At 64.6% G+C, this 14,723-nt stretch carries 12 protein-coding genes; 9 read left to right on the top strand and 3 right to left on the bottom strand.

Translation table 11 applies throughout. The features are described 5' to 3' along the window. Positions 1–17 precede the first annotated feature (17 nt). The 3 genes from P1K30_RS14960 to P1K30_RS14950 form a co-directional block, all read right to left on the bottom strand. A complete protein-coding gene (locus P1K30_RS14960) occupies positions 18–1,487 on the bottom strand; it encodes a glycosyltransferase (protein WP_275633557.1) in 1,470 nt (489 codons plus the stop codon). A gap of 8 nt (positions 1,488–1,495) precedes the next feature. Beyond that, positions 1,496–2,815 carry a nucleotide sugar dehydrogenase gene (locus tag P1K30_RS14955; RefSeq protein WP_275633556.1) on the bottom strand — a complete coding sequence of 440 codons (1,320 nt, stop codon included), beginning with the start codon at positions 2,813–2,815 and terminating at the stop codon, positions 1,496–1,498. A gap of 236 nt (positions 2,816–3,051) precedes the next feature. Then, the gene (locus P1K30_RS14950) at positions 3,052–3,759 is read right to left on the bottom strand and encodes a response regulator transcription factor (RefSeq protein WP_275633555.1); all 708 of its coding nucleotides are present in this window, start codon (positions 3,757–3,759) and stop codon (positions 3,052–3,054) included. Between the two features lie 421 nt (positions 3,760–4,180). Here P1K30_RS14950 and P1K30_RS14945 point away from each other — a divergent pair, with 421 nt between their 5' ends. The 9 genes from P1K30_RS14945 (at position 4,181) to P1K30_RS14905 (ending at position 14,715) form a co-directional block, all read left to right on the top strand. Beyond that, on the top strand, positions 4,181–6,241 hold the full coding sequence (locus P1K30_RS14945) for a right-handed parallel beta-helix repeat-containing protein (RefSeq protein WP_275633554.1): 2,061 nt from the start codon (positions 4,181–4,183) through the stop codon (positions 6,239–6,241). Between the two features lie 61 nt (positions 6,242–6,302). Then, positions 6,303–6,935 (top strand): alpha/beta family hydrolase, encoded by a 633-nt coding sequence (locus P1K30_RS14940; protein ID WP_275633553.1) that lies wholly within the window; start codon positions 6,303–6,305, stop codon positions 6,933–6,935. 139 nt (positions 6,936–7,074) lie between these two features. Beyond that, positions 7,075–8,016, top strand: a complete 942-nt coding sequence (locus tag P1K30_RS14935) for a sugar-binding transcriptional regulator (RefSeq protein ID WP_275633552.1) — start codon at positions 7,075–7,077, stop codon at positions 8,014–8,016. A 164-nt stretch (positions 8,017–8,180) separates the two neighbouring features. Then, complete coding sequence (locus P1K30_RS14930; RefSeq protein WP_275633551.1) at positions 8,181–9,497, top strand: ABC transporter substrate-binding protein; 1,317 nt, start codon at positions 8,181–8,183, stop codon at positions 9,495–9,497. A gap of 229 nt (positions 9,498–9,726) precedes the next feature. Continuing rightward, positions 9,727–10,593, top strand: a complete 867-nt coding sequence (locus P1K30_RS14925) for a carbohydrate ABC transporter permease (protein WP_275633550.1) — start codon at positions 9,727–9,729, stop codon at positions 10,591–10,593. Between the two features lie 15 nt (positions 10,594–10,608). Continuing rightward, positions 10,609–11,439 (top strand): carbohydrate ABC transporter permease, encoded by an 831-nt coding sequence (locus tag P1K30_RS14920; protein WP_275633549.1) that lies wholly within the window; start codon positions 10,609–10,611, stop codon positions 11,437–11,439. 19 nt (positions 11,440–11,458) lie between these two features. Next, positions 11,459–12,463 carry an ABC transporter ATP-binding protein gene (locus tag P1K30_RS14915; RefSeq protein WP_275633548.1) on the top strand — a complete coding sequence of 335 codons (1,005 nt, stop codon included), beginning with the start codon at positions 11,459–11,461 and terminating at the stop codon, positions 12,461–12,463. Next, complete coding sequence (locus P1K30_RS14910) at positions 12,460–13,233, top strand: L-iditol 2-dehydrogenase (protein ID WP_275633547.1); 774 nt, start codon at positions 12,460–12,462, stop codon at positions 13,231–13,233. The genes P1K30_RS14915 and P1K30_RS14910 overlap by 4 nt, the downstream gene beginning before the upstream one ends. A 9-nt stretch (positions 13,234–13,242) precedes the next feature. Further along, a complete protein-coding gene (locus tag P1K30_RS14905) occupies positions 13,243–14,715 on the top strand; it encodes a mannitol dehydrogenase family protein (RefSeq protein WP_275633546.1) in 1,473 nt (490 codons plus the stop codon). Positions 14,716–14,723 lie beyond the last annotated feature (8 nt).

Genomic DNA, 14,723 nt, shown 5'->3' with positions numbered 1-14,723 from the left:
CGGATAGGGGCGGCGCGTCACAGCACGCCGGTGAGGAACAGGACGACTACGGTCAGCCATCCGAGTGCGAGGAAATGAAGGTAGGCAGAGCCCATCGCCGCCATGCGCCGTCCCAAAGCGACGGGCGCGGCGCCAGTTCCAGTGCCGGCCGCCTGTCGGGTCCACTTCTGCCGGTCGAGCCGGAAGAAGACGAAGCTTTTGACGCAGGCGCCGAACAGCTGGCTGAAGTATAGAAGGAACGGGTACGAGATCGGGAAGGTCCGGCCCCGGAAGCCGCATATGATCCAGCAAAAGACGTACCGCGTGAACATGACCCACGCGACGTAGATCGGCAGCACCAGCGGATCGAAGAAGACCGCGGCGACGATCACCGACAGCGGGCCGGCCAGCGTGCTCCAGATCGACAGACGCTGGTCGAAGATCGACCACCATGTGAACAACCCGATCTGGCGCGGCGACAGTTCCAACGCGCGGCCATTGGTGCGCAGCATGTTGCCGAACCAGCGGACCATCAGCGCGGCGGCGCTGCCGACGAAGGTGGGCTTGGGCTGGGTTTCCATGCTGCTCGACCGGACGTCGGGCAGATAGGCCATCTCGTAGCCGTTCTTCATCAGCCAGAACCACGTCGACTTGTCGTCCCCGGTCAGGAACTTGACGTGGCCCAGCCGCCAATGGTCGATGTGGTCGTACTGCACGAGGTTGATGAAATCGGGCGTCGTCGCCAGATCGGCGCGAAACACGGACATGCGGCCCGTCAGCGTCAGCACGCGGTTGCCCAGCCCCATCGAGCACATCATCATCTGCCGCTGGTCGAAGCGCAGTTCGAACCAGTCGCGGAACAGGCCCGGCTGCGGGATGCTGACCGCTTCGTCGGTGGTCAAAGCGCCCACCTTCGGGTTGGTGAAAAACGGCGCGGACTGCGCCACGACATCGGGCGGCACGCAGCTGTCGCCGTCGACGAACAGCACGACATCGTGCCGGGTCGGGCATTGCCGCGCGATCAGGTTTAGCGACCGCGCCAGCGCGTCGCGCTTGCCGGTGCCGGGGATGCGGTCGACGATCAGCCGGACGCCGGTCATATCCTCGGGCGAGGTGGCGAAGATCTGGCGGATCAGCCGTTCGTCCGCGCCATCGACGACCGAGGCGACGATCGTCGCGCCCGCGTCCGAATTGGCGGCAGCGGTAAAGATGCTGCGGTAGACCGGCAGCGTCACTTCGGGTTCGATCTTGTAGGACGTCGTCAGGAAATAGGCGTGCGCCTGCAAAGGCTTGGCGGCGTAAGCGGCCATCGCCCTGGCTTTCCGGCGCGGGTAGACCCAGCGCCGGAACATCACCGCGCGGGTGAAGTTGATCGCGGCCCAGCCGTATCGCCACGTGCCGATGATCCCCACAACCAGCAGCCCGGCCGCGGCCTCGCCCAGAAGGGCGGGCGGGACCAGCGATGCCAGAAGGACGATCACCGAAGCGTATGCGAGATGGCCAAGCATCGGGGCGATCACCAGCAGATGCCTTCGTAACCGCCTTGGCTGACCAGATCGCGCCGCAGCCGCGCAAGGTCGACCATCGGCTTCGACCCGGACACCTTGTCCAGTTCGGCCACCGTCTCTTTGTAGAGGTTGCCCACCACGATGGCGTCCGATCCCTCGATCAGCTTGCCCAGTTCGGGCACCAGCCGGTCGGCAAGGTCCGGGACCACATCGTTGCCGCGCCCCGCCGTCGAGTTGGCGTTGGCATAGGCCTCGTGGACGAAGGGATCGTAGATCTCGACCGCGACGCCGGACTTGATCAGCCGTCCGGCCAGTTCCGCCAGCGGGCTTTCCCGCAGGTCGTCGGTGCCGGGCTTAAAGCTGATGCCGACGAAGCCGACCTTTTTGGCGTTCGCCTTGGCGACCATCTGCTCGGCCTTTGCGATCTGCGCCTCGTTGGCCGCGACCACCGCGTCCAGCATGGGCGAGCGGACCTCGCGCGTCTGGGCAAGGTGGCGCAGGGCACGGACATCCTTGGGCAGGCAAGATCCGCCGAACGCGAAGCCGGGGCGCATGAAGTACGGGGAGATGTTCACCTTGGTGTCGGAACACAGGATCTCCATCACCGTCTGGCCATCCAGGCCGCAGGATTTGGCGATATTGCCGATCTCGTTCGCGAAGGTGACCTTCACGGCACGCCATGTGTTCGAGGTGTATTTGACCATCTCGGCGGTGCGCAGATCGACGACGTGGATTTTGGTGCCGAGATGCGCGTTGATCTCGGTGAGGATCGCGGCGGTTCGATCCTCCAGCGCGCCGAACACAATCAGGCCCGGATCGTAGTAATCCTCGATCGCGGTGCTTTCGCGCAGGAACTCGGGATAATAGCCCATGCCGAAATCGGTTCCGGCGGTCTTGCCCGACGCGGCTTCCAGCACCGGAATGCAGGTGCCCTCGGTGCTGCCCGGTACGATGGTCGAGCGGATGATGACCGAATGAAATGCGTCCTTGGCAGCCAGCGCCTTGCCGATCGACTCGCACACACTGGAGACATACGTCAGACCGACCGAACCGTCCGGCGCACTGGGGGTGCCCACGCAGACGAAGCTGGCGTCGGTGTTGTCGATGGCGTGCTGCACGTCGTCGGTGGCAATCAGGCGACCCGCTTCGACCACTTCCTTCACCAGATCGCCCAGCCCTTTTTCCACGATGGGCGACTTTGCGTTGTTGATCGCGTCAATCTTGCCGGGGTCGACATCCACCGCGATGACATCGTGTCCGTCCTTCGCCAGACATGCTGCCGCGACAACGCCGACGTAGCCAATTCCAAATATGCTGATCCGAGCCATTCCATCCTCGTCTAAGCTGAGTCAAATCGCCCGTCTTGGGCATGACACAACCCTGCCGCAATGCAGCGACAAGTCACCAGTCAGGAAAAATCCCTACACTGTAGGGTATATTAATTCTTTGCTTATCAATGAATTGCCCTATGCCGCTCCGCAGCAGAAATGCGGCAGCAAAAAGCCGCCCGGCGATCCATCGCCCGGCAGCTTTTCAATTTAAGGTTGTATACGGCGAACTTAGGTCAGGCGATCCAACCGTTGTCGATGACGTATTCCACCAGCTGCGCGCGGCTGCCTAGGCCAAGCTTCTGAACCGCCCGCGCCTTGTAGGTATCGACGGTCTTGGTGCTGATCTTCAACTCGTAAGCGATCTGCTTTGCCCCGTGTCCTCGTGCGATCATGACAAGGACTTCCTTCTCTCTCTCGCTTAGGATCTCGTCCTTCTCTTCGTCCCCGTTCAGCAGCGGACGCAGCTGCGCGCCGAACTCCTGATCGAAGAACATGCCGCCGTCCAGCACCGCGGCGATGGCCAGCTCAAGACGACTGAGATTGGAGGATTTCGACAGACATCCAAGGAACCCCGCCTCCAGCGTCGCGCGCGCGCTTTTGGGCGACACCTCGAAGCTGTAGGCGATGATCCGGGTCGCCGGACAGGCCGCCTTCACCGAGCGGGTGAAATCGGACAGGTCATGCGCGTGGTTGAGGTCCAGATGAACCGGATCGACCACAAGCAAATCCGGAGACAGGGACCTGACGGATTTCAACAAATCCGTATCGGCAGAGTGCCCGTGACATCGGAACGTGCCGGGGTGCGAAAGCTGCTGAGCCAGCATCTCGCAGAATGCCGGGTTCTTGTCGAAAAAGATGATGTGTCTGACGGCGCCCTGCGCGGGGTCCTGTCCGTCGTTCGCGACAGCGCTGGTCGGCGCGATCTGACGCTGTATTGCCATACCTGGTCCTTCCGGAAACCACCTGTTTACCCTCCCTAAGGTTGTAAAACCGCGTACCACTTACGCCGGGTCCGGATCCCGTCGCGCCCGACCAAAGCGCGCCGTCCCCTTTCCCAGAACGACGCACCTGCGCCGTCCGCATTACGATAACCTTTCGTCGTTCGATGCAGGTGGCCCCAGCTCGGCATCTGTGTGATAGAACTGATCGTCAGTCGCATAAGGTCAAGAACCAATAGCGAATGACGCCCTTGGCCCGAAAGCTGCACCAAGGCGCAGCTTTTGACCACCGACCGATGGCAAATTGGGCGCAGCTAGGCATTTCTTCGCCCACTGCCACAGTTTCATGCCGATTGATTCACAATTTCTGCACTGCCGCGTAACACAACTTTAAGATGATTCCCCCTCCAACACGGACAGTGACATGACAGAAACCACCATCACGGTCGGGCCAGACACATCTGCCAATGATCTGCAGGCCATCATCGACTCCGCGCCCTCAGGATCAGAGATTCGACTGACAGCCGGGACCTTCACCTTCACGCAGACCGTCACCATCACCCGAAGCGACATCACGCTGGTGGGCGCGGGCAGCGAAGAGACGATCATCATCGCCGACCCGGCGCTTGGCGATGCACCAGCGATCCAGATCGGGCACGCACTGCACGAACCGGAACTGGTGGACACCTATGTTCTTGCCGCCCCCGCGCCCGAGGGCGACACGGTCATATCGCTGGCCGAAGGGCACGACGTGCAGGCCGGTGATTTCCTGTACCTGACGCAGGACAACACCGACGCCCTGTTCGACGCCATCGGCGACGACGCTTGGCGCAAGGACAAGGACCTGACCACCATGCTGGTCGAGGTCGCATCGGTCGACGGCGACACCATCACCCTGACGGCGCCCCTAAACTTCGATTTCGATCCAGCCCTGACAGAGGTGCAGGAACGGGTGATCGTCGAAGACGTCACGATCGGCGGTTTCACCTTGCGCGGGGACTGGGGCACGCCGGACGCTTCGGATTTTTCGAACACGATCTGGTCGGTGAAAGGCGCGTCGATGGTGCTGGTGGCAGGCACAAGCGGCACCACCATTTCCGACGTCACAATCGAGGACGCCGCTTCGCACGGGCTGACGCTGGCCGACAGCCGCGAGGTCACGGTGACCGGTCTGACCGTCGATGGCAGCCACAACAAGGGCACCGAGGGCAACGGCTATGGCGTCTGGATTCGCGATGTTTACGACAGCACCCTGACCGGGCTGGAGATCACAGACACCCGCCACGCCGTGCTGTTCGCAAGCTACACCAGCGCAAGCGGCAACCATGTCGAGGTCGACTACACCAATCGCGACATCAACTTCCACGGCGGCCTGGATCACGACAACACGGTGATCGTCCACACCTCGCTCCGGACCGGCGACGAAGTGAAATACATGGGCTCGACCCTGTTTTTCAACGAGGGCGAAAGCTATGGCGCGCCCACCGACCCGGACGCTAATACGGTCATCTTCGAACAGGTGTCGGGCACCGTGCGGTCTGATCTTGTCTACGCCTCGGACGCGGGCGCGGTCATCTCGACCCGCAAGTCGTCGGACACGGTCTATACCGGTGCGGGCGACGACATGGTTTCGCTCGGATCGGGCCACGACGTTCTGTACGCGTCCGGCGGCGACGACACCGTCCTCGGCGACCAAGGAACGGACACGGTGTATTTCGCGGGCGACCTCGCAGAGCACGCGACCGAGTGGTTCGGGTCGACGCTGGTGGTCAGCGGCACCTATGGCGAAACGTGGATGATCGACGTCGAGTACATCGTTTTCGGCGACGACCGGATCGCGGTGGACGATCTCGGGACGACCGGCATGTCGGTCACGCCCCTTTTCGCATCGACGGGTGGCGCCGGGATGACCGAGCTGACAGGCACCGCGGGCTGGGAACGCGAATACAGCGACGTCTCGGCGCGGATGGGCGCCGACCTGAACGCCCTAACTCTGACCGGCACCGACGACATCGACGCGGTGGGCAACGGGATGAACAACCACATGATGGGCAACGCGGGCGACAACCGGCTGGAAGGCGCGGACGGGGACGACCGGCTGCTTGGGATGCACGGCGACGATCTGGTGCTGGGCGAGGACGGCGACGATTTTTTGCACGGCGGCTATGGCGACGACACGCTGGTGGGCGGCGACGGCACTGATCTGCTGACCGGGCACGCGGGCGCGGACACGTTCGTCGGCACGAAGGGCCAGAACGTCGTGCTGGATTTCGACCTGTCCGAAGGCGACCGGCTGGTGTTCAACAGTGATACCGAGGGACGGTTCCAGACGGCCTTCGATACCTTTCGCACGGGCGGGACGCCGGGCGACGGCTTCGACTTTACTGCGACCGTCTACGACAGCGACGACAGCCTGCTGATCACCTCGGCTCTGGGCGAGCAGTTGCTGCTGGCGGGCGTCACGGCGGAAGAGTTGTTCCTCTGACCCCTTGCGCCGGCGGTGCCGCCGGCGCAGCTTCGCGGCGACGGATCGGCAGGAGGCCGCGATGACAGACTTTCTTCGGGACGGCCCCGACGATGCACCCCTGACCATGCTGCTGGCCCATGGCGCAGGCGCGGCGATGGACAGCCCCGCCATGACCGCGGCGGCGCAGGCGCTGGCGGCAGAGGGGCTGGCCGTCGCCCGGTTCGAATTCGCCTACATGGCCGCCCGCCGCGCTGGTGGAAGCCGCCGCCCCCCGCCCCGCGCCGACCGGCTGCTGGATGAATACCGCGCCGCCGTCGACGCCCTGCCCCCGGGTCCGCTGGTGATCGGCGGCAAGTCGATGGGCGGCCGCGTGGCGTCCATGCTGGGCGACGAGCTTCACGCAAGCGGCCGCATAGCGGGCGTCCTGTGCCTTGGCTACCCGTTCCACCCGCCCGCGAAACCCGACACGCTGCGCACGGCACACCTTGAAACGCTGACCTGCCCGACGCTCATCGTGCAGGGCACGCGCGATCCGTTCGGCACCGCGGACGAGGTGCCGGGCTACGCGCTGTCGCCAGCAGTCCAGATTCTCTGGCTCGAAGACGGCGACCACGATCTGAAGCCGCGCAAACGCGTGACCGGGCTGTCCGCCGCCGACCACATGGCCACGATGGCCGCGCGCGCCGCCGCCTGGGCCAAGGCACTGACCTGACCACCTTCCCCGGCCCGCTTCTTCTGTCTTCAAATATCCCCGCCGGAGGCACGCCCCGCAGGGGCGTTCCCTGCCCCCTTGCCAAACCGCGCGCACCTTCGCACGATGCGCCAAGGCACTGAAAAGGGGCGGCCGCCCGATGGCATCGACCGAGCGACGATTGGACGACGCGGCGCGCGCCGCTTGGCTGGCCTATGTCGGCGGGCTGAAGCAGGATGAAATCGCGCAGATCATGGGAATCTCGCGCCAGTCCGCGCAGCGGCTGGTGTCGCAGGCGCTGTCGGCGGGACTGGTGAAGGTCCGCATCGACCATCCCATCGCGCGATGCCTCGAACTTGCCCGCGCCCTGCGCGACACCTACGGGCTGGACACCTGCGAGGTCGTGCCCTCGCTGCATTCGGTCGAGGATTCCGGGCTGGCCGTCAGCCATGCGACCGGCGACCACCTTGAGCGCTGGCTGATGCGCGAGGACCCGACGATCATCGGGCTAGGTACAGGGCGGACCCTGCGCGCGGCGGTCGAACACCTGCCGCATCTCGATTGCCCGCAGCATCGCATCGTCTCGTTGACCGGCAACGTGACACAGGACGGCTCGACCGCCTATTACAACGTGCTGTTCACCATCGCCGACAAGGTGTCCGCCCCGACCTTTCCGATCCCGCTTCCGGTGATCGCCGCCTCGCGGCAGGAACGGGACGCGCTTCTCAGCCAGAAGATGATCCGCGCGCCGCGCGACCTGTCGGCCCGGACGGACGTGCGCTTCGTCGGGGTGGGGTCGATCACCGAGACGGCGCCGCTTGTCATGGATGGATTCATCACCCGCGACGAGCAGCAGCGGCTGCTTGGCAAAGGCGCCGCGGGCGAGATCGTGGGCTACGTCTACGATGCCGCCGGGCGGCTGCTGGACGACGAGATCAACGACCGGGTCAGCAGTGCCGACCTTGGCCCGAACCCCGGGTTTCCCACCATCGCGGCGGCCCACGGGCCCGAGAAGGTCGGCGCGATTCGAGCGGCGTTGGACGGGCGTTTGGTAAACGGCCTGATCACGGACGAGGAAACGGCGGTTGCGCTAACAGCCTGAACCCAGGCGCGCGACCACCCCTCAATTCAACCCAAAATCAAAGACTTATGATGGACCATCCGCAGCGCCGCCGCAGCGCAGCGACGAATGTCTGTTGACAGATCGCGTCATTAACTGAATTTTTGCCCGTGAGCTTGGCAATTGCTCAGTTTGGGAGGACATCCATGACCAAGACCATTCGCGCCCTCATGGGCGCCACTGCCCTGACCGCCATCGGCTTCGCTGCCACCGCGCAGGACACCACGATCACGATCGCCACCGTGAACAACGGCGACATGATCCGCATGCAGGGCCTGACCGACGAATTCACCGCCGAACATCCCGGCATCACCGTGGAATGGGTGACGCTGGAAGAAAACGTGCTGCGCCAGCGCGTGACCACCGACATCTCGACCAACGGTGGCCAGTTCGACGTCATGACCATCGGCACCTACGAGGTTCCGATCTGGGGCGCGCAGGACTGGCTGGTCAGCCTTGACGACCTGCCGGAAGACTGGGACGCCGACGACCTACTGCCCGCGATCCGCGGCGGCCTGACCGTCGACGGCACCCTGTATGCCGCACCGTTCTACGGCGAAAGCTCGATGGTGATGTACCGCACCGACCTGATGGAAGCGGCGGGTATGGAAATGCCCGAAGCCCCCACTTGGGACTTCATCAAAGAAGCCGCGGCGGCGATGACCGACGAAGAAAACGAAGTTTACGGCATCTGCCTGCGCGGCAAGGCCGGCTGGGGCGAGAACATGGCGTTCCTGACCGCCATGTCCAACAGCTTCGGCGCACGCTGGTTCGACGAGGACTGGGCACCGCAATTCGACAGCGAAGCCTGGGCCAACACCGTCGACTTCTACCTTGACCTGCTGACCAACTACGGTCCTCCGGGCGCCGCGAACAACGGCTTCAACGAGAACCTCGCGCTGTTCCAGCAAGGCAAGTGCGGTATGTGGATCGACGCCACCGTCGCCGCGTCCTTCGTGACCAACCCCAACGACTCGACCGTCGCCGACAGCGTCGGCTTCGCCCTTGCGCCCGACAACGGCCTTGGCAAGCGGGGCAACTGGCTGTGGGCTTGGTCGCTGGCGATCCCGGCGGGCACCGACGCGCCGGAAGCCGCGAAAGAGTTCGTCGCATGGGCCACGTCCAAGGCTTACACCGAACTGGTGGCCGAGAACGAAGGCTGGGCCAACGTCCCGCCGGGCACCCGGACCTCGCTGTACGAGAACCCCGAGTACCTTGACGCGGCGCCCTTCGCCGAGATGACGCTGCAGTCGATCAATGCGGCCGATCCGACCTCGCCGACCGTCGACCCGGTGCCCTACACCGGCGTCCAGTTCGTCGCGATCCCCGAGTTCGCCGGTCTCGGCACGCTCGTCGGTCAGGAATTCTCGGCAGCACTCGCCGGCCAGCAGTCCGCCGAAGAGGCGCTTGAAGCGGCTCAGGCCTTGGCCACGGACGAGATGGAAGCCGCCGGCTACCGCTGACACCCTCGAAACCACCGGAGGGGGCGCATCGACGCCCCCTCCCCCCCCGGCCACGTTTCGCCGTCGCCCCGCCCGCGCACCTTTCGCGGGGCGACCGCCAAGCGCCGACCGGACCGGGCTTCGGCCCATAGCGCGGGCCCGGCTTTCGGACCCATCGCCGGACATAACGACAAGATCTTCGGACAGACAGGCACGCCGAAGGCGCCAGCAAAGGGGGGAGGACCTGCAGATGGCAACCCAGCATTCCAAATCCGCGGCCCGGATGATGATGGCCCCGGCGGTGATCGTCCTTCTGGGGTGGATGCTCGTCCCGCTGGTCCTGACCCTTTGGTTCTCGTTCACCGATTACCGCCCCCTGCGGGGCATCTTCGACTGCTGCGTCGGGTTCCAGAACTACGAACGGTTCGTCACGTCCTCGTCCTTCATGGACAGCGTCATCACCACCCTTGTCATGGTCGGGGGCATCCTGCTGATCACCGTGATCGGGGGCATCCTTCTGGCGCTTCTGCTGGACCAGCCGATTTGGGGACAGGGCGTCGTGCGGATCCTTGTGATCGCGCCGTTCTTCGTGATGCCCACGGTATCGGCGCTGGTCTGGAAGAACATGTTCATGAACCCGGTGAACGGTCTGTTCGCCTACGGGTTCGAGTTCCTAGGGCTGGAACCATTCGACTTTCTGACGGCGGCGCCGCTGTTCTCGATCATCCTGATCGTGTCGTGGCAGTGGCTGCCCTTCGCGACGCTGATCCTGCTGACGGCGATCCAGTCGCTGGACAGCGAGCAGCTTGAAGCCGCCGAGATGGACGGCGCGCCGGTTCTGTCGCGGTTCTTTTACATCATCCTGCCGCACCTCGCCCGCGCGATCACCGTGGTGATCCTGATCCAGACGATCTTCCTGCTGTCGATCTTCGCCGAGATCTTCGTGACCACCTCGGGCGGCTTCGGCACCCGGACCCTGACGTACCTGGTCTACCAGCGGGTGCTGGAAAGCCAGAACATCGGCCTTGGCTCGGCGGGCGGTATCATCGCCGTCATCCTCGCCAACATCATCGCGATCTTCCTGATGCGGATCGTCGGCAAGAACCTGGACAAGTAAGGGGAGGAACCGGACATGGCCCGCGCTGTCACCACCCGCCGCAAGGCGATCACCACCGCCGCCGCATGGATCATCGGCCTGCTGATCTTCTTCCCGATCCTGTGGACCATTCTGACCTCGTTCAAGACCGAGGCCGAGGCGATCGCCGATCCGCCCAGCTTCCTGTTCTTCAACTGGACGCTCGAGAACTACACCGTCGTGCAGGAACGGTCGAACTACCTGCGGTTCCTGTGGAACTCGGTGGTGCTGTCGGTTGGCTCGACGATCCTCGGCATCATCATCGCCGTCCCCGCCGCATGGTCGATGGCCTTCGTGCCGGGCCGTCGGACCAAGGACGTGCTGCTGTGGATGCTGTCGACCAAGATGCTTCCCGCCGTGGGCGTGCTGTTCCCGATCGTGCTGATCGCCCGGACGCTGAACATCTTCGACAGCTACATTCTGCTGATCGTGGTGCTGACGCTGATCAACCTGCCGATCATCGTGTGGATGCTTTACACCTACTTCCGCGAAATCCCGGGCGAGATCCTGGAAGCCGCGCGGATGGACGGCGCCAGCCTGCGCGAGGAAATCCTGTACGTGCTGACACCGATGGCCGTGCCCGGCATCGCCTCGACCGTCCTGCTGAACATCATCCTCGCGTGGAACGAAGCGTTCTGGACGCTCAACCTGACCACCGTCCGGGCCGCGCCGCTGACCGCGTTCATCGCCAGCTACTCCAGCCCCGAAGGGCTGTTCTACGCGAAACTTTCGGCCGCCTCGACAATGGCAATCGCGCCGATCCTGATCCTTGGCTGGTTCAGCCAGAAACAACTTGTCCGCGGCCTGACCTTCGGCGCGGTGAAATAAGAAAAGGGGGGACTGACCAATGGGCAGCATCACGCTGAAACAGGTGACGAAAAGCTTCGGCGAAGTGAACGTCATCCCGCCGCTGGACCTTGAAATCAACGACGGCGAGTTCGTGGTCTTCGTCGGCCCCTCGGGGTGCGGCAAGTCCACCCTGCTGCGGCTGATCGCGGGGCTGGAGGACGTGACCTCGGGCCATATCGAGATCGACGGCAACGACGCCACGATGGTGCCACCCGCGAAACGCGGTCTGGCGATGGTGTTCCAGTCCTACGCGCTGTACCCGCACATGTCGGTGCGCAAGAACATCGCCTTCCCGATGAAGATGGCGGGCGTGCCGCAGGCCGAACAGGAAAAGCGCATCGCCAACGCGGCGAAGGTTCTGAACCTGTCCGATTACCTCGACCGGCGTCCCGGCCAGCTGTCGGGCGGCCAGCGCCAGCGTGTCGCCATCGGCCGCGCCATTGTCCGCGAGCCCGAGGCGTTCCTGTTCGACGAACCGCTGTCCAACCTCGACGCGGCGCTGCGGGTGAACATGCGGCTGGAGATTTCCGAGCTGCACAACACCCTTGAGACCACGATGATCTACGTCACCCACGACCAGGTCGAGGCGATGACGATGGCCGACAAGATCGTCGTGCTTCACGCCGGTCATATCGAGCAGGTCGGCAGCCCGCTGGAGCTGTACAACAACCCGCGCAACAAGTTCGTGGCGGGTTTCATCGGCTCGCCCAAGATGAACTTCGTCGAGGGGGCCGAGGCCGCCGGTCATGACGCGCACACCATCGGCGTGCGTCCGGAACACATTGCGCTTTCCACGACCGAGGGTCGCTGGAAGGGCACGGTCGGCGTCGCCGAGCATCTGGGCTCGGACACGTTCCTCCACGTCCACGCCCCCGGCGTCGCCGACCCCCTGACCGTCCGCGCGACGGGCGAGTTCAACGTGCGCCACGGCGACACCGTCTACTGCACGCCCGACCCCGCGAAGATCCACCGCTTCGACGCGCAGGGGCTGCGGCTGACATGAACCGACTGGACGGCAGATGCGCGCTGATCACCGGCGCGGCGCGTGGCATCGGGCTGGCCTTTGCGCAGGCCTACGTGGCCGAGGGCGCGCGGGTGGCCATCGCGGACATCGACATCGACCGGGCACGCGCCGCCGCCGAGGAACTGGGCGATGCCGCCATCGCGGTGAAGATGGACGTGACCGATCAGGCCAGCATAGACGCGGCCGTGGCCGAGACGGTTGCGATGCTGGGCCGGATCGACATCCTGATCAACAACGCCGCGCTGTTCACCGCCTCGCCCATCGTCGACATCGAGCGGGCCGATTTCGACCGCGTGTTCTCGATCAACGTGGGTGGCGTGCTGTTCACCATGCAGGCGGTCGCGCGCCACATGATCGAGCGTGGCGGCGGCGGCAAGATCATCAACATGGCCAGTCAGGCCGGACGGCGCGGCGAACCGCTGGTCGCGGTTTACTGCGCCACCAAGGCCGCCGTCATCTCGCTGACCCAGTCGGCGGGTCTGAACCTGATCGAACACGGCATCAACGTGAATGCCATCGCCCCCGGCGTCGTCGACGGCGAGCATTGGGACGGCGTCGATGCCTTCTTCGCCAAGTACGAGAACAAGGCCCCCGGCCAAAAGAAGAAAGAGGTCGGCGAGGCCGTTCCCTTCGGACGCATGGGCACGGCCAACGACCTGACCGGCATGGCAATCTTCCTGGCCTCGCCCGAGGCCGACTACATCGTCGCCCAGACCTACAACGTCGACGGCGGCCAATGGATGAGCTGAGAGGCTGATATGTCCGTTAAACTTTCCCTCGCGAACCTCGATGCGCTGCCCGCGAATGTGGGCCGCCCGGGCTATGCCCGCGCGGATCTGTCCGCTGGCATCCTGCACTTCGGTGTCGGCAACTTCCACCGCGCGCATCAGGCGATGTATCTCGACACGCTGATGTCGGCGGGCAAGGCTCGCGACTGGGCGCTGGTCGGCGCTGGCGTGTTCGAGGGCGAGAAGAAGGGCCGTGCCGTGCTGCAGGCGCAGGACTGGCTGACGACCCTTGTGGAACAAGAGGCCGACCGCAGCGAGGCCCGGGTGCTGGGGTCGATGATCGACTTCATAAAACCCGCCGATGCGCCCGCGATCATCGCCCGGATGGCGCAGGACGACATCCGCATCGTGTCGATGACGATCACCGAGGGTGGCTATTTCCTCGACAGTTCGGACCGGTTCGACCCGACCCACCCCGCGATGGTGGCCGACGCGGCGAACCCCGGCACCCCCGTGACGGTGTTCGGCATGATCCTTGAGGGCCTGCGCGCGCGCCGCGATGCGGGTCTTCCGCCCTTCACCGTCATGTGCTGCGACAACATCCCCCACAACGGAGTGGTCACGCGCAACACGCTGACCGGCCTTGCGCGCATGTCCGACCCGGCTTTCGCCGACTGGATCGTCGCCAACGTGTCCTTCCCGAACGCGATGGTCGACCGGATCACCCCGGCGACGACCGACCGCGAACGCAAGATCCTAGCCGACGATTTCGGGGTACAGGACGGCTGGCCGGTGTTCTGCGAAGGCTTCACCCAGTGGGTGCTGGAGGATGACTTCCCCCTTGGCCGCCCCCCGTTTGAGGACGCGGGCGTTCAGTTCGTGCCCGACGTGGCACCGTTCGAGCTGATGAAGCTGCGCATCCTTAACGGTGGCCATGCCACCATCGCCTATCCCGCCGGCCTGATGGACATCCATTTTGTGCACGAGGCGATGGAGAACGATCTGGTCCGTGCCTTCCTGCGCAAGCTGGAAGAGACAGAGATCATGCCGAACGTGCCGCCGGTGCCCGACACCGACCTGAACGACTATTTCGACCTGATCGAACGCCGCTTCTCGAACCCCAAGATCGGCGACACGGTGCGGCGCTTGTGCCTTGACGGGTCCAACCGGCAACCGAAGTTCATCGTGCCGACGCTGCGCGATGCGCTGAAAGGCGACGGCCCGGTCGAGGGGCTGGCGCTGGAAAGCGCGCTGTGGTGCCGGTACTGCGCCGGAACCACCGACAGCGGCGCGGTGATCGAGCCGAATGACCCCAACTGGGACGCGCTGGTGCCCGTCGCCCTTGCGGCGCGGGAGCGGCCGCAGGCGTGGCTGGAGCAAAAGGCGATCTACGGTGACCTTGGGGACGATGCCCGTTTTGCAGAGCCCTTCGCGCGCTGGCTTGGGATGCTCTGGGACAAAGGCACTGCCGCCACCCTGCGCACCTACCTCGGTGACGGCTAAGCGATGCG

It is taken from the genome of Psychromarinibacter halotolerans (genome assembly GCF_029168315.1).
Lineage (GTDB): Bacteria > Pseudomonadota > Alphaproteobacteria > Rhodobacterales > Rhodobacteraceae > Psychromarinibacter > Psychromarinibacter halotolerans.
This window is presented reverse-complemented; position numbering and strand designations above follow the sequence as displayed.